General features: G+C 61.5%; 28 protein-coding genes. 12 read left to right on the top strand and 16 right to left on the bottom strand.

Features of this window, described 5'->3' with window-relative positions; translation table 11 throughout:
- The first annotated feature begins 181 nt into the window (after positions 1–181).
- Both ACR0K9_RS19390 and ACR0K9_RS19385 read left to right on the top strand, forming a co-directional pair.
- A complete protein-coding gene (locus ACR0K9_RS19390; protein WP_480534789.1) occupies positions 182–472 on the top strand; it encodes a hypothetical protein in 291 nt (96 codons plus the stop codon).
- Between the two features lie 111 nt (positions 473–583).
- Entirely contained in the window at positions 584–1,048 is a 465-nt protein-coding gene (locus tag ACR0K9_RS19385) for a hypothetical protein (RefSeq protein WP_480825621.1), read from the top strand.
- Here ACR0K9_RS19385 and ACR0K9_RS19380 read toward each other — a convergent pair.
- Positions 1,045–1,809 carry a sulfite exporter TauE/SafE family protein gene (locus ACR0K9_RS19380; protein ID WP_480825619.1) on the bottom strand — a complete coding sequence of 255 codons (765 nt, stop codon included), beginning with the start codon at positions 1,807–1,809 and terminating at the stop codon, positions 1,045–1,047. The genes ACR0K9_RS19385 and ACR0K9_RS19380 overlap by 4 nt on opposite strands.
- A gap of 144 nt (positions 1,810–1,953) precedes the next feature.
- Between ACR0K9_RS19380 and ACR0K9_RS19375 the strand changes: the two genes are divergently transcribed.
- The 3 genes from ACR0K9_RS19375 (at position 1,954) to ACR0K9_RS19365 (ending at position 4,809) form a co-directional block, all read left to right on the top strand.
- A complete protein-coding gene (locus tag ACR0K9_RS19375) occupies positions 1,954–3,645 on the top strand; it encodes an acyl-CoA dehydrogenase family protein (protein ID WP_480825618.1) in 1,692 nt (563 codons plus the stop codon).
- 216 nt (positions 3,646–3,861) lie between these two features.
- The gene (locus tag ACR0K9_RS19370) at positions 3,862–4,404 is read left to right on the top strand and encodes a hypothetical protein (protein ID WP_480825616.1); all 543 of its coding nucleotides are present in this window, start codon (positions 3,862–3,864) and stop codon (positions 4,402–4,404) included.
- A gap of 12 nt (positions 4,405–4,416) precedes the next feature.
- On the top strand, positions 4,417–4,809 hold the full coding sequence (locus ACR0K9_RS19365) for an META domain-containing protein (protein ID WP_480534779.1): 393 nt from the start codon (positions 4,417–4,419) through the stop codon (positions 4,807–4,809).
- Here the strand turns inward: ACR0K9_RS19365 and recO are convergent.
- Positions 4,793–5,518 (bottom strand): DNA repair protein RecO, encoded by a 726-nt coding sequence (gene recO / locus ACR0K9_RS19360; RefSeq protein WP_480825614.1) that lies wholly within the window; start codon positions 5,516–5,518, stop codon positions 4,793–4,795. The genes ACR0K9_RS19365 and recO overlap by 17 nt on opposite strands.
- A 171-nt stretch (positions 5,519–5,689) precedes the next feature.
- Here recO and ACR0K9_RS19355 point away from each other — a divergent pair, with 171 nt between their 5' ends.
- Positions 5,690–6,079: a VOC family protein gene (locus ACR0K9_RS19355; RefSeq protein WP_480534775.1), complete on the top strand. Its 390-nt coding sequence runs from the start codon at positions 5,690–5,692 to the stop codon at positions 6,077–6,079.
- An 8-nt stretch (positions 6,080–6,087) separates the two neighbouring features.
- On the opposite strand, the gene ACR0K9_RS19350 is transcribed toward ACR0K9_RS19355, so the two are convergent.
- The 14 genes from ACR0K9_RS19350 to folK form a co-directional block, all read right to left on the bottom strand.
- Positions 6,088–6,411: a SemiSWEET transporter gene (locus ACR0K9_RS19350; RefSeq protein WP_480534773.1), complete on the bottom strand. Its 324-nt coding sequence runs from the start codon at positions 6,409–6,411 to the stop codon at positions 6,088–6,090.
- A 98-nt stretch (positions 6,412–6,509) separates the two neighbouring features.
- Positions 6,510–6,839, bottom strand: coding sequence for a DUF1491 family protein (locus ACR0K9_RS19345; protein WP_480534771.1), 330 nt, complete (start codon positions 6,837–6,839; stop codon positions 6,510–6,512).
- On the bottom strand, positions 6,836–7,744 hold the full coding sequence (era, locus tag ACR0K9_RS19340) for a GTPase Era (protein ID WP_480825612.1): 909 nt from the start codon (positions 7,742–7,744) through the stop codon (positions 6,836–6,838). The genes ACR0K9_RS19345 and era overlap by 4 nt, the downstream gene beginning before the upstream one ends.
- 236 nt (positions 7,745–7,980) lie before the next feature.
- Positions 7,981–8,502: an N-acetyltransferase family protein gene (locus tag ACR0K9_RS19335; protein WP_480825610.1), complete on the bottom strand. Its 522-nt coding sequence runs from the start codon at positions 8,500–8,502 to the stop codon at positions 7,981–7,983.
- 25 nt (positions 8,503–8,527) lie between these two features.
- Complete coding sequence (gene rnc / locus ACR0K9_RS19330) at positions 8,528–9,205, bottom strand: ribonuclease III (protein ID WP_480825608.1); 678 nt, start codon at positions 9,203–9,205, stop codon at positions 8,528–8,530.
- Positions 9,202–10,041: a signal peptidase I gene (gene lepB, locus ACR0K9_RS19325; protein ID WP_480534763.1), complete on the bottom strand. Its 840-nt coding sequence runs from the start codon at positions 10,039–10,041 to the stop codon at positions 9,202–9,204. The genes rnc and lepB overlap by 4 nt, the downstream gene beginning before the upstream one ends.
- A 57-nt stretch (positions 10,042–10,098) precedes the next feature.
- Entirely contained in the window at positions 10,099–10,518 is a 420-nt protein-coding gene (gene acpS / locus ACR0K9_RS19320; protein ID WP_480534761.1) for a holo-ACP synthase, read from the bottom strand.
- 1 nt (position 10,519) lies between these two features.
- Entirely contained in the window at positions 10,520–11,497 is a 978-nt protein-coding gene (locus ACR0K9_RS19315) for an NADPH:quinone reductase (protein ID WP_480825606.1), read from the bottom strand.
- A complete protein-coding gene (locus ACR0K9_RS19310) occupies positions 11,494–12,117 on the bottom strand; it encodes a LysE family translocator (protein WP_480825604.1) in 624 nt (207 codons plus the stop codon). Before ACR0K9_RS19310 ends, ACR0K9_RS19315 begins: the two co-directional genes overlap by 4 nt.
- Positions 12,114–12,860 carry a pyridoxine 5'-phosphate synthase gene (locus ACR0K9_RS19305; protein WP_480825602.1) on the bottom strand — a complete coding sequence of 249 codons (747 nt, stop codon included), beginning with the start codon at positions 12,858–12,860 and terminating at the stop codon, positions 12,114–12,116. Before ACR0K9_RS19305 ends, ACR0K9_RS19310 begins: the two co-directional genes overlap by 4 nt.
- Positions 12,853–13,551: a DUF2062 domain-containing protein gene (locus ACR0K9_RS19300; protein ID WP_480534752.1), complete on the bottom strand. Its 699-nt coding sequence runs from the start codon at positions 13,549–13,551 to the stop codon at positions 12,853–12,855. Before ACR0K9_RS19300 ends, ACR0K9_RS19305 begins: the two co-directional genes overlap by 8 nt.
- A 16-nt stretch (positions 13,552–13,567) precedes the next feature.
- Entirely contained in the window at positions 13,568–15,700 is a 2,133-nt protein-coding gene (locus ACR0K9_RS19295; RefSeq protein WP_480534751.1) for a RelA/SpoT family protein, read from the bottom strand.
- Positions 15,701–15,725: 25 nt separating this feature from the next.
- Positions 15,726–16,079 (bottom strand): DNA-directed RNA polymerase subunit omega, encoded by a 354-nt coding sequence (gene rpoZ, locus ACR0K9_RS19290; protein ID WP_480534749.1) that lies wholly within the window; start codon positions 16,077–16,079, stop codon positions 15,726–15,728.
- Positions 16,080–16,173: 94 nt separating this feature from the next.
- Positions 16,174–16,755: a 2-amino-4-hydroxy-6-hydroxymethyldihydropteridine diphosphokinase gene (gene folK / locus ACR0K9_RS19285; protein ID WP_480825600.1), complete on the bottom strand. Its 582-nt coding sequence runs from the start codon at positions 16,753–16,755 to the stop codon at positions 16,174–16,176.
- 126 nt (positions 16,756–16,881) lie between these two features.
- Here folK and ACR0K9_RS19280 point away from each other — a divergent pair, with 126 nt between their 5' ends.
- The 6 genes from ACR0K9_RS19280 to ACR0K9_RS19255 all read left to right on the top strand — a co-directional run bounded on the left by ACR0K9_RS19280 (position 16,882) and on the right by ACR0K9_RS19255 (position 20,722).
- Positions 16,882–17,457: a LabA-like NYN domain-containing protein gene (locus ACR0K9_RS19280; protein ID WP_298388428.1), complete on the top strand. Its 576-nt coding sequence runs from the start codon at positions 16,882–16,884 to the stop codon at positions 17,455–17,457.
- Between the two features lie 204 nt (positions 17,458–17,661).
- The gene (gene ispH, locus ACR0K9_RS19275) at positions 17,662–18,612 is read left to right on the top strand and encodes a 4-hydroxy-3-methylbut-2-enyl diphosphate reductase (RefSeq protein ID WP_480825598.1); all 951 of its coding nucleotides are present in this window, start codon (positions 17,662–17,664) and stop codon (positions 18,610–18,612) included.
- Positions 18,609–19,061: a DUF3429 domain-containing protein gene (locus ACR0K9_RS19270; protein WP_480825596.1), complete on the top strand. Its 453-nt coding sequence runs from the start codon at positions 18,609–18,611 to the stop codon at positions 19,059–19,061. The genes ispH and ACR0K9_RS19270 overlap by 4 nt, the downstream gene beginning before the upstream one ends.
- The gene (locus ACR0K9_RS19265; protein WP_480825594.1) at positions 19,058–19,642 is read left to right on the top strand and encodes a class I SAM-dependent methyltransferase; all 585 of its coding nucleotides are present in this window, start codon (positions 19,058–19,060) and stop codon (positions 19,640–19,642) included. Before ACR0K9_RS19270 ends, ACR0K9_RS19265 begins: the two co-directional genes overlap by 4 nt.
- Positions 19,635–20,102, top strand: a complete 468-nt coding sequence (gene rnhA / locus ACR0K9_RS19260; protein WP_480534738.1) for a ribonuclease HI — start codon at positions 19,635–19,637, stop codon at positions 20,100–20,102. The genes ACR0K9_RS19265 and rnhA overlap by 8 nt, the downstream gene beginning before the upstream one ends.
- Complete coding sequence (locus tag ACR0K9_RS19255) at positions 20,099–20,722, top strand: trimeric intracellular cation channel family protein (protein WP_480825592.1); 624 nt, start codon at positions 20,099–20,101, stop codon at positions 20,720–20,722. The genes rnhA and ACR0K9_RS19255 overlap by 4 nt, the downstream gene beginning before the upstream one ends.
- Positions 20,723–20,729 lie beyond the last annotated feature (7 nt).

The following is a 20,729-nucleotide window of genomic DNA, read 5'->3' as shown; positions in this document are numbered from 1 at the left end:
AGCTATTTCATTCCCTCATCTGAAATTGGGCGCTCCGAGCATATCACTCACTCAACAACGCTTCGGGACGTCTTTCAAAGTAACTATTATTTCCTATGGGGATGGGTGTCGGATTGATGAGTTGCAAAGGAATTGGCCTGACAACATGCATCGGTCAGACATGGAACACGACAGGTAGACCATGACCGAAATTTCAAAACTGACGGAACTGCGCAAATTGATGCAAAGTATGGAGCGCACCCTGGGGCTGGAAGAGCTTTCGCCGGTTGAGCGTGACATTTATTACGCCGCGGAAGAGCTTTCCAAAGCTGACACTGAAGTACGCACTTTCGGTCTGATCGAACACACTCTGGTTCAAAGCGTTTCGCGCCCGACATTTTTTCGCGCCCTGAAATCGCTGGTGCAGAAAGGATATCTTTCGCAAAGCGGCAGCGCCAACCGTGGGCGCTATGTGGTTCATGCGCCCAGGTGATTTTTGCCTGTCTAATGGAATCGGCTAATCTCCGTGCGAAGATGGGCCTCTGACACTTTTTTCGCCTCTTTGGCCTATGTGGCGGCATCACTCTTCACGTTTGAAGTGCTGATGCCCCTGCAGAATATGTTCTTTCCGGAATATCCCAGCCGGGCCAGCCTGCTGTTCCTGCCCCACGGGGTACGTGTTCTGACGGCATGGCTGCTGGGATGGCGGGCAATCTTCGCGCTGCTTCCGGGCGTCTTTATCGTCTTCGCCATGGTTGGCGGCTGGGATGTCTTTCTACCCAGCCGGTTGCTGGCCATGGCCATTGCGGTCACGACAGTCCCGATTGTGTTTTATGCCTGCAAAGCGCTTGGTTGGGATCTGTTCCCACGCGCCGACCGAAACCCGTGCTGGGCCTGTATCATGGGGGTCGGAATCGTGACTTCGCTGTTGGTTGCGGGCCTGACCAACATGGCGTTCGGCAGCGCAACCGTCGAATATGTCGCCTATCTGATCGGTGATATCTCGGGCCTGTTTTTCCTGATGCTGGGTTTGCATTATGCCTTTCGCTTTGCCGAAAGCCGCAGTTAACCCATGATGCCGCGTCTGAGCAGGTTCAGACCGGCAACCAGCAGCACCAGCAGCGTGAGCTTGCGGAACTGCGCCTGATCGATGCGGTCCTGCAGAAACTGCCCGCCGCGCATACCGGCCAGCGCCGGAATAACCAGCAGCGCAGAAAACACCGCGGTCTCGGCCCGCAGAATGCCCGAGCCCAGATGCGCCACCACCAGCGCCACAGCCCCCAGGCCATAGATCACCCCCTGCACCCGCATCTGATCCTTCTTCGGTGTATTCAGCGCGGTCAGATAGGCCACAGTCGGTGGGCCCCACACGCCCGAGATACCTCCGACAGCCCCGGCCACCGCGCCCGCCATGGCCTCAACCCGGGTCGAAGGTGCTTGCAGCGTCAACTTCAAGCCCAACAGTTGCACCAAGGCAAAGAACGAGACAGGCGCACCGAGGATCAGAAGAAAAGCCTTTGGCGACAATACGTTGATCAGCTGCGCGCTGGCCAGAAGACAAACCAGTCCAACCCCGAGAAACACGCGGAACTGGCGCACCGAGGCGACTGCAGCGGACGCCCCCTCGCGCAGTGCCTGAACGCCGTTAGTGACCATGGTGGGCAGGATCAGACCCGCCAGCGCCAACTCGGGGGGCAACATCATGCTGAGGCCCGAAACCAGTACCATCGGCATGGCAAAGCCGACCATGCCTTTGACCCAGCCAGCAATAAAGGCCACAAGCAAAGACAGGTAAAATTCCTGCGGTGTCATGAGCGAAAACAGTTCCATTCGGCCTTCATATCACCCCGGGATTATTCTGCACTGCAAAATTGGTCGGGCAATTTTTGAACTATTTTAGGCCTTTTTGCGTATTTTTGTTGCGCTGCACGTGCAGCATGGTATGACCAGACAACCCAGCAGAGGACGTGATTCATGGCCCATGACGGACAGGATGTGACGAACATGACGCAGCCAGCGGTATTGCCCGACCTTCTGACACTCAGTGCGGCGGCTTTGCCCGCTGTCGAGGCTGTTTTCGAAAAAGCGCGCGCATCCGTGCGCGCGATGGTGACAAGCGAGGGGCGTGTCTCGGGCGCGTTGATCGAAGCGCATCAGACGGCGGCGCATGGGCTGGCGTGGCTGGCGACCTATCACCAGTCGCTGCAGCAGATGCAACGCTGGGCCGAGGCGCTTCAGGCCGAAGGAAAATTCGGTGAGATGGAGCAATTGCTGCACCAGATCGCATTCGGAGAATACCTACACCAGATCGCCGGCGGCATTCCGATGAACCAGGGGGAAATCCTGCGTTTACAGGACCTTGACCTTGGCTGGGACGCATTGTCAGGGTTCCAGTGCAGCGAAGTGCAGACCCTGATGGCGCAGGCCAACTCTCAGGCCGCGCGCACGCGTCTGGTTGAGCTGATGCAGGATCAGCCCGGCGCCACCATGTTCGGCGCCTCCGGTCTGGACGACGAACTTGAGATGATCCGCGACCAGTTCCGCCGCTATGCCGTTGAAAAGGTTGAACCAAATGCGCATGACTGGCACCTGAAAGACGAATTGATCCCGATCGAGATCATCGAAGAGCTGGCCGAAATGGGCGTATTCGGCCTGACTATCCCCGAGGAGTATGGCGGGTTCGGCCTGTCCAAAGCCTCGATGTGCGTGGTGTCCGAAGAGCTGTCGCGCGGCTATATCGGTGTGGGTTCGCTGGGTACCCGGTCCGAGATCGCGGCAGAGCTGATTATCGCGGGCGGCACGGATGAACAAAAGGCCAACTGGCTGCCCAAGCTGGCCAGCGCCGAGATCTTGCCGACAGCGGTGTTTACTGAACCCAATACCGGCTCGGATCTGGGCAGCCTGCGCACCCGGGCCGTCAAGGGAGAAGATGGTAACTATAAGATAACAGGCAATAAAACATGGATCACGCACGCCGCGCGCACCCATGTGATGACCCTGCTTGCGCGGACCAATCCCGACAGCACCGATCACCGTGGGCTGTCGATGTTCCTGGCCGAAAAGACGCCCGGAACCGATGAGAACCCCTTCCCCACTCCGGGCATGACCGGCGGGGAAATTGAGGTGCTTGGCTACCGCGGGATGAAGGAATACGAGCTGGGTTTTGACGGTTTCGAGGTCAAGGGCGAGAACCTGCTGGGCGGCGAAGAAGGCAAAGGTTTCAAGCAATTAATGGAAACCTTCGAGTCTGCCCGCATCCAGACTGCCGCCCGCGCCATTGGCGTGGCGCAGAGCGCTTTGGACATTGCCATGCAATACGCGCAGGACCGCAAGCAGTTCGGCAAATCTCTGATCAACTTCCCGCGCGTCTCGGGAAAGCTGGCGATGATGGCGGTCGAGATCATGATCGCACGGCAGCTAACCTATTATTCTGCTTGGGAAAAAGACCACGGTCAGCGATGCGACCTTGAGGCCGGGATGGCCAAGTTGCTGGGCGCGCGGGTTGCCTGGGCGGCGGCGGATAACGGGTTGCAAATCCATGGCGGCAACGGTTTCGCGCTGGAGTACAAGATCAGCCGTGTGCTGTGTGACGCACGCATCCTGAACATCTTTGAAGGCGCTGCTGAAATTCAGGCGCAGGTCATCGCGCGTCGATTGCTGGGCTGACGCCCGGTTCGATGCGGTTTCCCCAACTGAACCCGGCCCTGCGCCGGGTTTTCTTTTTCTTCCGTGTTGTACAGACCGGCAGGCCTCGATCTTCCGAGTTGTACAACATTGTTTTGTGATCCTGAGGGCTAAACTTCCCCCTCGGATCGGCTGCGGAAATCGGGTAAAGGGCATCAATCGAAACCAGCGCCCAAGCTGGCCAGAGGAGAATCGAGCGTGAAATCCATCATCGCAGTTTTGGCCACCTGTCTGGCCCTCGCCGGATGTGCCATGGCCCCGAGTACCGGGCCCAACGATGTAGACCAGTTGGCGCAGGCGATCCAGCAACTCGGCCCCGAAGTCGACCCGGCCGAGGCGCGGCGCGCCGCCCAGATATCCTATGCCTATTCCAGTCAGTTGAAGCAGCAGTGGAACGTCAACGACCCGGCCATCATTCACAACGCCAAGGTCATCAACGGCTTTCGCGAAAAGGGTCTGTGCAACGACTGGGCACAGGCGATGACCACACGTCTGAAGCAGGAAAATTTCCGCACGCTGGACCTGCATTGGGCCACCTCGCCGCCGACCGCGTTCCGGATCATCCACCATTCGGCCCTGATCAGTGCCAAGGGCGATTCGATGTATGATGGCATCATCCTCGACCCGTGGCGGAACAGCGGTGTGCTGCACTGGGCTCCGGTGCGCGAGGACACCAAATACAACTGGCGACCCCGGCTTGAGGTGCGCGAAGAGCTGATCAGCGGTGTGAACCCTTACTGATAGGATGCTGCGATGATGCGACTTGCCCTGATCCTGCCTCTGCTTACGCTGTTCCAATGTGACAAGGACGAAACCGTCGCCGCCTATGGTGCGGCGGATCAGACATGGGCGCTGCAGGAAATTGATGGGCAGCCCTTTGAGGCCACTGCCCTGCTGCGGTTTCCCGAGGAAGGGCGGATCGCAGGCAATGCCCCTTGCAACACCTATTCGGGCACGCTGAACGCGCCTTATCCGTGGTTCGAGGTCGCCGATCTGGCCGCCACTCGTGCGGCTTGTGCCGGGCTTGAGGCCGAGGGGTTCTATTTCGCCGCGCTGATGGCGATGACGCAATCCGAAGTTTCAGGCGATGTGCTGATCCTGCGCAATGAGGACGGGCACGAGATGGTGTTCAAAGACGTCGAGTAAACTGCGCCACGAACCGCGCGCGGGCGTCCGGTAAAGGTGTATGGCCCAGCGATGGGGCCAGATGATTTTCCAGAAAATACCCGGTGGTGCGCAGGGCATCGGCAATCTCGACATCCGGGGCCGCGCCTTCGCCGCGCAAACAGGGGGGGAGCGGCAGCAGCTTGTCGGCCCATTCCCCTGCCCCTGCCGCGCTGACCGCGCGACCGGTTTTCGGCGAGACATAGACCAGCCCCTCACGCGTGCCGGTCACCGCGCAGGCCGACAGGTCGAGGCCAAAGCCCAGCTCCTCCAGCAGCGCCAGTTCCCAGCGCAGATAGGCGAGCGGCCAGACCTCATCCTGCCCAAGCAGGTCCATCAGCTGTTCGGTCTGCTTGTAGATGGCCGGGTGCGGTTCGCGTTCGGGCAGGCAGAAGGACAGCAGCGCCACCACCGCATTCAATCCTGCCAGCGCCAGCCGTCCAGAAAATGCTGCCGCGGCACGCGAGCGCAGGGGTTCAACCTGAAAGGTGCCCAGATGCTCCTCAAGTCGGGCGCGCCAGAGCACGTCGAGCTGCGCACCGGGTTGCAGGATCGGTGCAATCTTGCGGCTGGTGCCGCCACGCACAATGCCAGCGTGACGGCCATGGGCTTCGGTGAACACCTCGATGATCGCCGCTGTCTCGCCGTGGCGGCGAGAAGTCAGAAGTATGCCGTGATCACGCCAGTCCACCTATTGGCCTCGTTCAGTCATCAGATATGTCCGCAGGAAATCTTATGGCCGTTGCAGGTTCAAGGCACAAACAGGTCTGGTCGGTTTTGTGACAAACCCAAAAAACACGTTGCGTGAAATCGGACTGGGCGTTAATGTTCGCTTTATGTTCTTGCCGGGGAGAGTCCAAGAATGTCTCTTAACTATGTCATGATCGGTTCAAATGATGTACCCAAGGCCCGCGCCTATTACGATGCGGTTGTGCCCAAAATCGGTGGCAAGATCATCGCAGAATACATGCCCCACGCAGTCTGCTATGAGCTGCGCGGTGGCGGATCCATTTGGGTCGCAATGCCGTTTGATAAAGAGGCTGCGACCGTTGGAAACGGCAACATGGTGGGTCTGCTGTGCGAAAGCGAAGCGGAAGTTCGCGAAGCACATGCAACGGCCCTTGCCAATGGTGGAACGAACGAAGGCGAACCCGGTGAACGGCCGCAATATGGTCCCAACTTCTTTGGCGCCTATGCGCGCGACCCCGATGGCAACAAGATGAGCTTTGTTTATTTGGGCGATGCGGGCTGATTAACCGTTCAGAACGTCACACCGGCGTGGATCAGGATGCCGATGACCATCAGCAGGTTCAGTACCATCGAGATACCGTTGCCCACATAGATGGGCAGCTTGCCCACCACCAAACCATAGGCGAACCACAGAAACGACAGCGCGGCATAGAGCGACCACGAAAGCAGCGACTGGCCGGTCGCGTGCTGGGAATGGGTGAAGTAGAGCTTGATCAGCTGCGGCAGCGTGGCGAAGGGGCCGACGATGCCGACAAAGACCATGAAACCCTCAAACCGCTGCATCCAGTGGCCGAGTTCGGATTTTTCCAGCTTTTCAGCAAGCGTTTCAGCCACGCAAAACCCTCATCCTGTTGATGTTCCCCGGATAGCCCCGTCGGCACCCGTCGATTACGGTGGTAAAATAGTCGCTTTGATCGGCGCGTCAAAGACCCTTATTCAAGGCCCTCTTCGCCCAGCAGATGCCGCCCCAGCCGGTCTTCGACCTCGATCACCCAGAGGTCGGGATCAAAGGTGCGTTGTCTGGCGATTGCGGCGTCCACGTCTGCCTCGGGGCCGCTGGACAGCTCGACCCATGTGCGCTCGCCGCTGAGCAAGTCGAAACTGCGCTGGAGTGCCACTGCCTGACCGTCCAGTGTGTTCAGCTTGACCAGCACTGCGCCTGCCGTGTTGTCGCCATGGGACACGACAAAGGCGGGGATGTCCTGAAACCGCAGCCGCGCCAGATAGGCGTGGACCCAGAATTCAGCGGTCAGGCGGGTCATGCGTTGCCGTCTTTGAAATCCAGACCCATCTCGGAATAGCGCTCGGATTCCTCCAGCCAGTTGGGGCGTACCTTGACTTGCAGGAACAGGTGGATCTTGCGGTCGAGGAATTCTTCCAGCTCCGCCCGCGCCGCCTGACTGACGGCCTTGATGGTCTCGCCGCGTTTGCCCAGCACGATGCCCTTATGGCCGTCGCGCATGACATAGATGACCTGATCGATCTTGGCGGACCCGTCCTTGCGTTCCTCCCAGTTCTCGGTCTCGACGGTCAGTTGGTAGGGCAGTTCCTGATGCAGGCGCAGGGTCAGTTTCTCGCGCGTCATCTCAGCCGCGATCATGCGCATGGGCAGGTCGGCGATCTGATCTTCGGGGTAGAGCCATGGACCTTCGGGCAGTTCAGAGGCGAGCCATCTGCGCAGATCGTCGACGCCGTGGCCTTTTTCAGCCGAGATCATGAAGGTTTCGGCAAAGGGATACCGCGCGTTCAGGTCGCTTGTCAGGACCAGTAGCTTCTCGGAGGGCACCTTGTCGATCTTGTTGATGGCCAGCGCGATGGTGCGGCCCTGCCCGATCTCCGCCAGACCTTCAAGGATGCGTTCCACCCCTTCGGTGATGCCGCGATGGGCCTCGACCATCAGCACCACCACATCTGCATCGGCGGCCCCGCCCCAGGCGGCGGCGACCATGGCGCGGTCGAGGCGGCGGCGGGGTTTGAATAGGCCCGGCGTGTCGACAAAGACCAGTTGCGCGTCACCTTCCATTGCGACGCCGCGGATGCGGGCGCGGGTGGTTTGCACCTTGTGGGTCACGATCGAGACCTTGGCCCCGACCATGCGGTTCAGAAGGGTGGATTTGCCTGCGTTGGGCTCTCCGATCAGTGCGATGAATCCGGCGCGTGTGGTCATGTGTGTTGCGATCCTGTTTGCAGGTGCGCACCCCTATCGCAGAAAGCACGCTCGGGCCAGAGGGATTTGTCGCATTGTGGCACAAGCGCCGGGCTGATGCGCCCGCGGGTAGTACGAGGATCGGATTGGCTGCGCCAATCCGACCGGGAGGGGGCCAGCCCCCTCGCCCGGATATTATCCGGGCTCACCCCCGAGTTATTTTTGGCCAGATGAAGTGTGGATCCGGTTTGATGCCGCTATTGGGATGACGTGTTTACCGTCAGCGACAGGACGTGGTTCGGGTAGGACTGATTCTGAATGCGAAATTCGGTGACCCCGACCTGCCTGAATCCTTGAGAAAGGTAAAACCGGATCGCCGGCGTGTTTTCGGAATTTGTGGTCAGCCAGACGGAGGGCTCGCCGTGTGTTCGGCAATGCTCTCTGGCGATCTGCAACAGGGCCTTGCCGATACCTTTGCCATGGTGGCGCGGTTGGATGTAAAGCGTGGAGATCTCGAGCCCGGACAGGCCGGTGATCGGGGCCGGGCTGCCCCGGGTCAGGCGCAGAAAGCCGTCGATCCCGTCTGTGTTTTCGGACACCACTAGATATTGGTCGGAATCGGCGATCAAGGCTTCGAACCGGGATCTGGTGAATTCTGACAGAACGTAGTCGGCAAAAAAGGCATTCACGCCCTGCCGCAGATAGGTTCCGATCCAGACTTCGATCGACAGGGCCGCCAGGCTGGCCGCGTCCGACCGGCGCACCGGTCTGATCGTCATCGGGAACCTCGGACCGCGGGCGGCGTCAAGACAGCCGGTCCAGCAGGGCCTTGGCTGCCGCCTGTTCGGCCTGACGCTTGGAGCCTGCGGTGGCCTGCGCCTCGGTCCCGTCCTGCAGGCGGGCGGCGATGGTGAACACGGGGGCGTGGTCGGGACCGCTGCGTTTGACCTCGACATAGCTGGGTGGTTTCTGGCCGCGGGCCTGCGCCCATTCCTGCAGCGCGGTTTTGGCGTCACGTGCGTCGGCCTCGACCTTGTGGATGCGATCGCCCCACAGGGCCAGGATGACCGTACTGGCAGCCTCGAACCCGGCATCGCGGTAGATGGCGGCAATCACCGCCTCCATCGCGTCGCCCAACAGGGCCTGTTTGCGGCGCCCGCCCGACAGCATCTCGGACCGGCCCAGTTTCAGCACTGCGCCAAGATCGATTTGCCGGGCAACGTCAGCGCATGCCTCTTTGCGGACCAGCGCGTTGAAGCGGGGGGCAAGCTGGCCTTCGGAGGCTTTCTTGTCAGCCTCGAGCAGCGCGGTGGCCATGACAAGGCCCAGCACCCGGTCGCCCAGAAACTCGAGCCGCTGATTGTCGGGCCGCGTGGGCGATGAGACCGAGCCGTGCGTCAGCGCGCGCAGCAGCAGTTCGGGGTTGGAGAATTCATACCCCAACCGCTGCTGGAACACCTTTATCTCAGACGATAGCTTCAATTGACCGCCTTGAAGAAACGATCACTGCGCCAGGTCCAGAAGAACAGCATCGACCGACCCGCGGAAGAGAACATGATCCGGTCAGCGCGCCCGATCAGGTTTTCGTAGGGCACAAAGCCCACGCCGCCGGCAGATTGCGGCAGACGACTGTCGGCCGAGTTGTCGCGGTTGTCGCCCATGAAGAAATAGTGGCCCTCGGGCACTGTATAGACGCCGGTATTGTCCGAGCCCTGATTGCCGATATTGAGCACGTCATAGGACACGCCATTGGGCAGGGTTTCGATCAGGCGGGTCTTTTCACAGGTGCCGCCGATCCCGACGGGGCCGTTTTCGCAGCGCGGGCGCAGGCGTTGCGGGCCTTGCGGTTCAGCGATCTCGGTGAACACTCCATCGGGTTGCTGAGGCACTGGCGTACCGTTCAGAATGATCTGACCCTGACGGACTTGAATCCGGTCGCCCGGCATACCGATCAGGCGCTTGATATAGTCGCGGCCCGTGACCGGGTGGCGGAAGACGATGACATCGCCGCGTTCAGGCTCACCGCCCAGGATGCGGGTGTCGCCGTCGCCCTGCATCCAGCCGCAGATATCCTCGGCGTCGATGTTCAGGCCGAAGCTGGGGATGATCAGGCTGGGACACGAGGCGTAGGAATAGCCATAGGCCATCTTGTTGACGAACAGGAAATCGCCGATCAGCAGGGTCTGCTTCATCGAACCCGAGGGGATCCAGAACGGCTGAAAGAACAGGGTGCGGAAAACGCCCGCGATCAGCAGGGCGTAGACGATGGTTTTGATCGTCTCCCAGACGGCGTTTCCTGATTTGGCTTCCTCGGCCATGCTGCTCTCCGGTCCTTGCGTTGTTGGGGTGCTACATGCGGGTCGGTTGGGGGCAAGTCAAGGCTGTGTGGCGGGTTCTTGAAGCGGGCGCGCCTCGATCACCACAAAGGCCTGCGCCCAGGGGTGGTCATCGGTAAGTGTGACGTGGATGATCGCCTCGTGGCCCTCGGGGGTCATTTCGCGCAGACGCTCGGCAGCCCAGCCGGTGACATGCATGACGGGCTGTCCTGTGCGCAGGTTGGTCACCGCCATATCCTTCCACGCGATACCCATGCGCAGGCCGGTGCCCAGCGCCTTGGAACACGCCTCTTTTGCGGCCCAGCGCTTGGCGTAGGTGCCCGCCGTGTCAGCGCGGCGTTCGGCTTTGCGCTGTTCGGTTTCGGTGAAGACACGATTGCGGAACCGGTCGCCGAAGCGATCGAGCGTGCCCTGAATGCGGTCGATATTTGCGAGGTCGGTGCCGATGCCGAGGATCATCTTAAACCTCCAACACCACTGTACCCAACTTTTGCCCGGCCTCGACCATCTGGTGGGCGGTCGCGGCGTCCTGCAGCCCGCCTCCGGGAATGACGGTGTGGGACAGTGCGCCTTGCTCCAGCCATGCGGCCAGTTGCGCCTCGCCACGGCGCCGGGCGGCGGGGTCGAGTTGGTAGACAATCAGCATATGCAGGCGGATGTTCTTGAACATGAAGCCGTAGAAATCCAGTTCGGGCTTCATTTGCGAGACCGAGGCGTAGCTGGCGATGGTGCCGCCGGGCCGGATCAGCGACAGGGATTCGGCTTGGTTGGCAGCGAAATCGACCTCAACGATGCGGTCGACGCCTGCGCCATTGGTCATATCCATCACCACCGGTGTCACGTCCTGCGTGCGGTAGTTGATCCATTCGGGCGCGCCGGAATGGGCGGCTTTTTCATCAGAACTGACGGTTGTGATCACCCGCGCGCCACCCAGCGCGGCCATCTGGCAGGCATAGCGACCGACCGTGCCCGCACCGCCGGTGACCAGCACGGTCTGGTCGGTGATCGGCCCGTCGCGATAGAGCGCGTACCACGCGGTCATCGCGGGGATGCCAAAGCAGGCACCCTCGGCGAAGCTGGTGCTGTCGGGCAGATGGACGGCCTGTTCAGCGGGCAAGGCGATATATTCCGCCCCCGTGCCAAAGGCACGCTGCCACTGGCCGTTCCAGATCCAGACACGTTGACCCACGCGGGTGGGATCGACACCAGCGCCAACCGCCTCGATCACCCCGGCCCCGTCGGAATGGGGAATGACCATCGGATATTGCATCACCGCACCGGGCCGCGCGCCGCCGCGCAGCTTGACGTCAGAGGGGTTGATGCCGCTGGCGTGGACGCGCACCAGCACCTCGCCCGGGGCAGGGTCTGGTGTGGGCAGGTCGATCAGGTCGAGAACATCCGCTGCCGCGCCAAAACCGCGATAGGTGATTGCTTTCATGACACCCTCACCGTGAGGATTTTGTAGCTGGCGACGCTGAAGAACCCGGCAAAGGCGAAATCGAACCAACGGCGGGCGCGGCGATAGGCGTTGACCATGCGTGCGGACGAGAACAGGAAAGCGTAACCGATGAAGATCAGCAGGGAGCCCGCGTAAAGCATGGCGAAGTAACCCAATAGCATCGACAGGCTGGCGTCGTTTGGGGCGACGATGGCGTAGATCGAGCCCCAGCTGAGAATGGCCTTGGGGTTGGTCAGGTGAATCGCCGCCCCTTTGGCAAAGATGGTGTTCAGTGAACCGGTAACCGAGTTGCCCAGCGCCACCTCATCCGAGCTGAGCGCGCGGCGCAGGGCCTTGAAGGCCAGCCAGCCCAGATAGGCGACGCCGACATAGCGGATCACCTCGAACACCCAGACATTGGCCAGCATGATCGCCGACAGTCCCAGCGCGGCGGCAATGCCCCACGCGGCGGATCCGGCGCAGATGCCCAGCGCGAAGGCCAGACCGGCGGTGCGGCCTTCGTTCATGGCGGTTCCGGCGATGCCCATGGTGGCAGGTCCGGGAGAGCCGCCGGCCATCAGCCAGGCGAGCCAGATTGCCACAAAACCCGTGGTGATCATGCCCGCGCCTCGTCCATCAGGCGGCGCATTTCGTGGACTGCCGGGGTGAGGCCGCGGAAGATGGACTCGCCGATCAGGAAATGGCCGATATTCAGCTCGCGCACCTCGGGGAAGGCGGCCACAGGCCGCACGGTGTCATAGGTCAGGCCGTGGCCCGCGTGCACCTCGAGCCCCAGCGAATGGGCATAGGCGGACATCTCGCGCAGGGCTTCCAGCTCACGCGCGGCATCGTCCGGTTTGCCCTCGGCGTGGAAGTCGCAATAGGCGCCGGTGTGCAGTTCGATCACTTCGGCCCCGATGCGATGGGCGGCGTCGATCTGGCGCTGGTCGGCGGCGATGAAGATCGACACGCGGCAGCCTGCTTCGCGCAAAGGCGCGATGAAATGGGCCAGCTTGTTTTCTTCGCGCGCGACCTCTAGCCCGCCTTCGGTGGTACGCTCCTCGCGCTTTTCGGGGACGATGCAGACGGCGTGCGGCTTGTGGCGCAAGGCGATTTTCTGCATCTCGTCCGTCGCGGCCATTTCAAAGTTCAGCGGCACCGACAGGATCTCCATCAGCCCGTCGATATCGGCATCCGAGATGTGACGGCGGTCTTCGCGCAGATGCGCTGTGATGCCGTCGGCCCCAGCCTCTTCCGCGATCCGGGCGGCGCGCAGCGGGTCGGGATAGGCGCCGCCGCGCGCATTCCGCACGGTGGCCACGTGGTCGATATTCACGCCCAGACGCAAACGGTTGTCAGACATCTTTCGAATCCTTCATTGTCCCTGAGGCCGAGCCTAGTGGTTTTGTCGGGGGAACGTCAGCCTCTGCCTGTGCCAGACGTTTGATTTGTTCGAACTTCGCCTTGATCCGGGCCCGGCGGCGTTGTTGGTAGGTGCGGATCAGCGGCAGGCTGAGATAGCTGCAAATCACCCCCGCCACGATGCCGGGGATGACACCGCCCACCATATAGGGAAAGAATACATCGTCATAAAACCGGCTGAGCCCGTGCCAGTCGGCCTGACGGTCGGTGAACATGGCGATGCAATTGTCCTTGAGATCGCCCATCGCATCGGCAAACTTGCCCATCAGCCCGTCGGTGTCATCCTTGCGGAACTTAGTGCCCAGCAGGAAATGCCCGGTTTGCAGGCTGACCACGCCGATCGGCACATAAGTCAGCGGGTTGCCGAAGAACGTGCCGCTGAGCGCGGCCAGAATGTTGCCGTTCAGCAGGCGCGCCAGTACGGCAGCGACCACGAAATGCAGACCATAGAATGGCGTGAACGAGGCGAACACCCCTGCCCCGATACCGCGCGCGATGCGTTCGGGGCTGTCAGGCAGGCGGCGCACCCGGTGTTTGACGTAGTGAAAGGCGCGGGTCCAGCCGCCACGCGGATAGACGAACTCTGACGCGATCTGAACGGCTGAGCGGCGATCTCGGCGCTTGAAAACCACTCGTGATCACCCCTTCTCAGCCAGCCGCGACGGCGGGTTTCGCACTTTCCCGGTACCGTTCAACCGCAGCCACATCGCTTTCCGCCTCGAGCATCAGCATCAGCGAGTGCAACTGTTCAAGGTCGCGCAGCTCGACATTGATCATCAGGCGGTAAAAATCCGGTTTGCGGTCAACGAATTCAAGGTTCGAGATATTGGCCTTTTTCTCGCCGATCAATGTGCAAATACGCCCCAGCACACCGGCATCGTTGCCGATGGTCAGATCAAGCGTCGCCCCGTAGACGGCAGGGTGCGTGCCTGCCTGCCAGTGCAGGTCGACCCAGCGGTCCGGTTCATTTTCGTAATCGGTCAGACGGTCGCAATCGATGGCATGCACCACCACGCCCTTGCCGCGATAGGTGATGCCGACGATGCGTTCGCCCGGCAGCGGCTGACAGCAGGGCGCGCGTTCAAATTTCTGCCCCGGTTCAAGCCCGATCACCGCGCGGCGGGGCGAGATGGCGTCGCCGTCATCCTTGGTCAGCTCGGGATAGACGGCCTCGACCACCTCATGGGCGGTCAGCTCGGCGCTGCCCAGACGGGCCAGCAATTCGTGGCGGTCCTTCAGGCGCAGGTGTTTGGCGGCGGTATCCAGCGCCTTGTCGGTGGATTTGCGGCCCAGATTCTCGAACCCGGCGCGGGCCAGTTCCTTGCCCAGCTTGATGAACCGCTCGCGGTCGACCTCGCGCAGCGCGCGGCGAATGGCAGTGCGGGCCTTGCCGGTGACCGCAATTTCCAGCCACGTCACCTGCGGCGTCTGGCCATCGGCGGCGATGATGTCGACCGATTGCCCGTTTTTCAGCCGCGTCCAGAGCGGCACGCGAATGCCGTCAACCTTGGCCCCGACACACGAGTGGCCGATGCGGGTGTGGATGGCATAGGCAAAGTCGATCGGTGTTGCCCCGCGCGGCAGTTTCACCACGTCGCCCTTAGGGGTGAAGCAGAACACCTGGTCCGAATACATCTCGAGCTTGACGGCTTCGAGGAAATCCTCGTGATCCTCTTCACTGTCGAACTGTTCGGTGAGATTGGAAATCCACTTGGCCGGGTCGACGGCGAAGGGGTTCTCGGACCGGACACCGTCGCGATACGACCAGTGCGCCGCCACGCCGGTTTCGGCCACGTCGTGCATCTGACGGGTGCGGATCTGAACCTCGACCCGCTTGCCGTCACGGCCCGACACCGTGGTGTGGATCGAGCGGTAGCCGTTCGATTTCGGCTGGCTGATATAATCCTTGAACCGTCCCGGCACCGCGCGCCAGCGCTGGTGGATCGCGCCGAGGGTGCGATAGCAGTCTTCTTCGGTCCTTGTGATGATGCGGAAGCCGTAAATGTCGGAGAGGCGCGAAAAGCCCTGATCCTTTTCCTGCATCTTGCGCCAGATCGAATAGGGTTTTTTGGCGCGGCCGAACACCTCGGCCTCGATCCCGGCCTTTTCCAGCTCGTGCCGCATGTCGCCGGTGATGCGGTGGATCACGTCGCCAGTTTCACGTTGCAAGGTGATAAAGCGGCGGATGATCGACTGGCGGCCTTCAGGGTTGAGGACGCGAAAAGCGAGGTCTTCCAGCTCCTCGCGCATCCATTGCATCCCCATGCGGCCCGCAAGCGGCGCGTAGATATCCATCGTTTCGCGCGCCTTCTGTACCTGCTTTTCGGGGCGCATCGCCTTGATGGTGCGCATGTTGTGCAGACGGTCGGCCAGTTTGACGAGGATAACCCGCAGGTCCTTGGACATGGCCATGAACAGCTTGCGGAAGTTTTCGGCCTGCTTGGTCTCGCGGCTGGACAGTTGCAGGTTGGTCAGTTTGGTGACGCCATCGACCAGCTTGGCGACCTCATCCCCGAACAGTTCGGATACCTTGCCGTAATTCGCCTTGGTGTCCTCGATCGTGTCGTGCAGCAGGGCGGTGATTATGGTGGCATCATCCAGACGCTGTTCGGTCAGGATGGCTGCAACGGCAACGGGGTGCGAAAAATAGGGCTCGCCGGAATGGCGGAACTGCCCGTCATGCATCTGCTGGCCGAACTCATAAGCCCGGGCGATGCGTTCAGCATTTGTCTTGGGATTGTAATTGCGGACCAGCGCAATCAGGTCTTCTGCAGAAATCATCCGGTCCGCACCTTCGTCTTGGGGCTTACCCCTGGCCCTGAGCCTCCATCAGCGCGCGCAGGAGCTTTTCTTCGGACATGTCGTCATCCGCCGGTTTGTCGGATTCCGCACCCATCAGCAGCGCCATCTGATCTTCTTCCGGCTCGTCAACTTCGATCTGGGTCTGGTTGGCTTCGATCAGGCGTTCGCGCAGGTCGTCCGCGCTTTGCATCTCGTCCGCAATTTCGCGCAGCGAAACGACGGGGTTCTTGTCGTTATCGCGGTCAACGGTGATCGCGGAACCAGCGGAAATCTCGCGCGCCCGGTGGGCTGCAAGCATCACCAGTTCGAACCGGTTCGGGACCTTGTCTACACAATCTTCGACCGTAACGCGGGCCATGGGGCGCTCTCCGTAAATGAATCCGTGGCAGGAAGGAGTTTATCTAAGCGCGAATCCCCGCCTTGACAAGCAGGAAATACCGCAAATGCGAGGATCACAGCGGCGTGACCGCTGCCGCGTCCCCGGGCGGCAGCGCGGCAACCATCTGCGTCACCGTGCGCCCCAGCACAGGATGGCGCCAATCGGGGGCGACATCGGCCATCGGAACCAGCACAAACGCGCGGTCCTGCAGACGCGGATGCGGCAGGATCAACCGATCAGGTGCGGCTTTGATCTGATCCTCAAGCGGCAGGGTGCGCCAGCGGTCGTATTCCGCACGGTCCGGCAAAACCCGGTCACCCCAGCAGACCAGATCAAGGTCGAGCGTGCGCATGCTCCAGCGCTGTTCGCGGGCACGGCCAAAGTCGTGTTCGATACGATGCAGCCGCTCCAGCACCTGCTGCGGCGTGTGGTCCGTTTCGATCAAAGCCGCGGCATTGACGTAATCCGGCCCTGCCCCTGCCGGAAAGCACGGCGTGGCGAAAAACCGGCTGGTGGCGCGAATCACCAGACCCGCACCCGCCATCGCCATCAGCGATTGCTCAAGTGTCACCTTGGGTCCATTATCTCTCAGACTGAGATTTGCGCCCAGCGCGATGACGGCTTTTGACAAGGATTTGACCACTTTTAACCCCATATTCCATACAGAGAATGCTTGCGATGCAGGCAAAAAGACCTATTTTAGGGTCACCATTGCACTGACCAATTACTTTACACTCACGGAACTCACGGTGCGGTGGCTTATACCGGAAGGACCATTTTTATGTTTTACAAGGACGAACGGCTAGCGCTGTTCATCGACGGCTCGAATCTTTATGCAGCCGCCAAAGCGCTGGGGTTTGACATCGACTACAAGTTGCTGCGCCAGGAATTCATGCGCAGAGGCAAACTGCTTAGAGCTTTCTACTACACAGCGCTACTGGAAAATGACGAGTATTCCCCGATCCGACCGCTGGTGGACTGGCTGCATTACAACGGCTTCACCATGGTCACCAAACCGGCCAAGGAATACACCGACAGCATGGGGCGTCGGAAAGTCAAAGGAAACATGGATATCGAGCTGACCGTCGATGCCATGGAACTGGCGCCGCGCGTCGATCATATCGTGCTGTTTTCGGGCGATGGGGATTTCCGCCCGCTGATTGCCAGCCTGCAGCGTCAGGGCGTGCGCGTTTCGGTCGTCTCGACCATCCGCAGCCAGCCGCCGATGATCTCGGACGAGTTGCGCCGCCAGGCCGACAATTTCATCGAGCTGGAGGACCTGCGTGACGTGATCGGGCGCCCTCCGCGTGAAATGCCGTCCGAGCCGCGCAGCGTTGCGGCTGCCGGCGGACACTGAAGACCAACAAGCCCCACCACTCACACACTCATGGGGACAAGACTATGTGCGGCCAGGGCCAGAAGCCCTGGCCGCACTTATTTTAAAGGGATAGGTGCTGAAAACGCCCCTTTGCTAGCAGCGATTCATGTCAGGGAAATGACGCTCTGCTGTCTGGACCATGGCGATGAAAAGACCTAGGTGTTCGGTCCAGGAGATCGCCCAATGACCAAGCCACCGCTGACACTTTATCTGGCCGCCCCGCGCGGGTTCTGCGCCGGTGTCGACCGCGCCATCAAGATCGTCGAAATGGCGCTGCAGAAATGGGGCGCGCCGGTCTATGTGCGCCATGAGATCGTGCACAACAAATTCGTCGTCGACGGGCTGCGCGCCAAGGGTGCGGTGTTTGTCGAGGAACTGGACGAATGCCCCGATGACCGGCCTGTCATTTTCTCGGCGCATGGGGTGCCGAAATCGGTGCCTGCGGCGGCAGCCCAGCGCGAGATGATCTATGTCGACGCCACCTGCCCGCTGGTGTCCAAGGTGCATGTCGAGGCGCAGCGTCACGCCGATCAGGGCCTGCAGATGATCATGATCGGCCACAAGGGGCATCCCGAAACCATCGGCACCATGGGGCAACTGCCCGAAGGTGAGGTGCTGCTGGTCGAAACGGTCGAGGATGTGGCGCAGGTTGCCGTGCGCAACCCCGAAAAGCTGGCCTTTGTCACCCAGACCACCCTGTCGGTGGATGACACCAAGGATATCATTGCAGCGCTTAAGGCCCGGTTCCCGGCTATCGTCAGCCCGCATAAGGAAGACATCTGCTATGCCACCACCAACCGGCAAAAGGCGGTGAAGGCGGTCGCACCGAAATCCGATGCGCTGCTGGTGGTGGGCGCACCGAACTCGTCAAACTCGCGCCGTCTGGTCGAAGTGGCGTCGCGCGCGGGCTGCACCTATGCGCAGCTGGTACAGCGCGCCACCGAGATCGACTGGCGCGCGCTGGAGGGAATCTCCAGCATCGCGCTTAGCGCCGGAGCCTCGGCACCCGAAGTGCTGGTGAACGAGGTGATCGACGCCTTCCGCGACCGCTATGACGTGACGGTCGAACTGGTCGAGACCGCCGTCGAAAACGTCGAGTTCAAGGTGCCCCGCGTGTTGCGGCAACCGGCATGAGCGGCATCCCCCGCGCGCCGCTGTTTCTTGGGCTGGCGGGGTTGATCCCGTTTGTCTGGGGCGCGCTGACCTATCTGAGCGGTGATCTGAACGACTGGGGCCGACAGGCGCTGGGGTCGCGGTTCGTGGGGCCGTATATCCAGCTGTTCTATGGCTCGGTCATTCTGAGCTTCATGTCCGGCGTGTTGTGGGGCTTTGCCACCAAGACCTCGGGCAGCAAGGCGACGACCTGCTACACGCTGTCGATCCTGCCCGCGCTGTGGGCGTTTTTTATGACCGGCGGCGGGCCGGTCACGGCGGGCACGAACCTTATGTATGGCTTTGCCGGGTTGCTTTTGCTGGACGCCGTGTTCTCATACTGGCGGCTGACCCCGGTCTGGTGGATGCGGCTGCGCATCCTGCTGACCGCCGTCGTGCTGGCCTGTCTTGCGGTGGGAGTATACCTGTGAGTGATGAACGCACGATCAACGCCTATACGGCACGGATCGCGGATTATCTGAGAATTCCGCTGCCGCCCGAGCAGGTGCAGGCGCGGCAGGCCTTTGCCGATGCCGTCGGCACGGGCCATGTGCTGGATCTGGGCTCGGGTCCCGGATCGGACAGCACGTTTCTGATGCGGCAAGGGCTGACGGTGCGGGCGCTGGACGCCACGCCCGCCTTTGTCGAACACGCGCGTGAAAACGGCGTGGATGCGCATCTGGGCAGTTTCGATGATGTCACCGAGGTGGCGGAATATGACGGGGTCTATGCCAGCTTCTCGCTGCTGCACGCCCCACGCGCCGATTTCCCCCGTCATCTGGCCGCGATCCACAGGGCCTTGAAGCCCGGCGGCCAGTTGTTTCTGGGTATGAAACTGGGCACAGGTGAGCATCGCGACGATCTTGACCGCTACTATACCTATTATTCCGAAACCGAGATCACGAACGCCCTGATCGCTGCCGGGTTCACCGTAGACCGTTCCGTGAAGGGCATGGGCAAGGGTCTGGCGGGGTCCTATGACGGGTTCATTCTGGTGTTTGCCCATGCCTGATTTGTTTGCGTATACCGATGGCGCCTGTTCCGGCAATCCCGGCCCCGGCGGCTGGGGCGTGCTGCTGCGCGCGATGGAGGGTGAGACCGTTCTGAAGGAACGCGAGTTGAAGGGTGGCGAGGCCGAAACCACCAACAACCGAATGGAACTGCTGGCGGCGATCAACGCGCTTGAGGCGCTGGAGCGCGCTTCGGCCATCACCATCGTCACCGACAGCGCCTATGTGAAAAACGGTGTCACCGGCTGGATTTTCGGCTGGAAGCGGAACGGCTGGAAGACGTCGAACAAGAAACCGGTCAAGAATGTCGATCTGTGGCAGCGGCTGGATGCGGCGCAAGAGCGACATCAGGTGACCTGGGAATGGGTCAAGGGCCATGCGGGTCACCCCGAGAATGAACGCGCCGACGAGTTGGCGCGCGCGGGCATGGCCCCGTTCAAACCCAAGAAGGAACAGGCGTGAACGGGCTGGCCCTGCTGGACTATGCCTCGGTACTGGTCTTTGCGCTGACCGGGGCGCTGGTGGCCAGCCGGGCGCAGCTGGATCTGGTGGGGTTTGCCTTCATCGCCTGCCTCACCGCAGTGGGCGGCGGCACCGTGCGCGACCTGTTGCTGAACCGGCATCCCGTCTTCTGGGTCGGCCAGCCCGACTACATCCTGATCGCCTGCGGCGCGGCGGTGCTGGTGTTCTTCACCGCGCATCTGGTGGAAAGCCGGTACAACTGGCTGGTCTGGCTGGACAGTTTCGCCCTGTCCATCGCCGTCGCGGCGGGCACCGGCGCGGCGCTGGCACTGGGCCAGTCCGGCGTCATCGTGGTGCTGATGGGCGTGACCACCGGGTGTCTGGGCGGGCTGATGCGCGATGTGGTCTGCAACGAGGTGCCGCTGGTGCTGAAACAGGGGCAGCTCTATGTCTCGTGCGCGTTTGCCGGGGCGCTGATGGCGGTGTTGGTGACGCGCTTTGGGCTGTCGGGCCTGCCCGCGCTGGGATTATGCGCGCTGACCTGCTGGGCGCTGCGGGCCGGGTCGCTGTTGTTTGGCTGGCAATTGCCGGTCTACAAAACCCGACCACCCCGGCAATGAGGCAGCT

This window comes from Ruegeria sp. L12 (assembly GCF_056531745.1).
This window is presented reverse-complemented; position numbering and strand designations above follow the sequence as displayed.